Here is a 1193-nt window from a genome sequence, read left to right as displayed (position 1 = left end):
CATTGGTGCGGCGCCGGCGACGATCATCGCGCAGCCCCTAAGGATGCCTTCGACGCCGCCTGCCGGGCACATGACCTGTGCTACGAAAAGAAAGGCCGCGGGGCGTGCTCCTGCGATCAGGATTTCCTGAAAGCGACCGCACGATTGGTGACCGATCCGAAAACCGCCGAAACACTCCGGGGAAAAGTGGCGACGGCGAACTCGCTGTTCAGCGCTGCCCCCTGCATCGAGGACACGCGATCCTCGAAACGGGCGAGGAACTGAGCTCTCGGGCATGCTCGTCCGCGATTGTTGTCCCAACCCCGCTTCCCCCGCGGCAAAAGCCGCGCTATAGCCCGCGCCATGACGTCCGCTGTCCAGCGGGCATTCCCCCTCTACAAGCGCAAGGTGAGATCATGGCRAARATCAAGGTWGCCAAYCCSGTCGTCGARCTCGACGGCGACGAGATGACCCGCATTATTTGGCACTTCATCAAAGAGAAGCTGATCMACCCCTATCTCGACATCGACCTGAAATATTTCGATCTCGGCATGGAGCATCGCGACGCCACCAACGATCAGGTGACGATCGAGGCCGCCGAGGCGATCAAGAAATACGGCGTCGGCGTGAAATGCGCCACGATCACGCCGGACGAAGCCCGCGTGAAGGAGTTCAACCTCAAGGACATGTGGAAGTCGCCCAACGGCACCATCCGCAATATCCTCGGCGGCGTGATCTTCCGCGAACCCATCATCTGCAAGAACGTGCCGCGCCTCGTGCCGGGCTGGACCCAGCCGATCATCGTCGGCCGTCACGCCTTCGGCGACCAGTACAAGGCGACCGATTTCAAGGTGCCCGGCAAGGGCCGCCTGACGATCAAGTTCGAGGGTGAGGACGGCACCGTCATCGAGAAGGAAGTCTTCAAGTTCCCCGATGCCGGCGTCGCGATGGCGATGTACAACCTCGACGATTCGATCCGCGATTTCGCCCGCGCTTCGATGAATTACGGCTTGAACCGCAAGTACCCGGTCTACCTCTCGACGAAGAACACGATCCTCAAGGCCTATGACGGCCGCTTCAAGGACATCTTCGAAGAGGTCTACCAGAACGAGTTCAAGACCAAGTTCGAGGCCGCCGGCATCACCTACGAACACCGCCTCATCGACGACATGGTCGCCTCGGCGCTCAAGTGGTCGGGCGGTTATGTCTGGGCC

General features: G+C 60.8%; 1 protein-coding gene and 1 pseudogene. Both read left to right on the top strand.

The genetic code is table 11. The features are described from left to right. A pseudogene (locus AC1DT3_RS21895) lies at positions 1 to 264 on the top strand (hypothetical protein); the annotation flags it as partial. Positions 265 to 395: 131 nt separating this feature from the next. Continuing rightward, positions 396 to 1193 (top strand): NADP-dependent isocitrate dehydrogenase (locus AC1DT3_RS21890; protein WP_477467281.1); only part of this gene is annotated, 798 nt, incomplete at its 3' end.

The organism is Microvirga sp. P4_G7, assembly GCF_056401005.1.
Note: the sequence above shows the minus strand (reverse complement) of the source record. Positions and strands in the feature narration are given on the sequence as shown.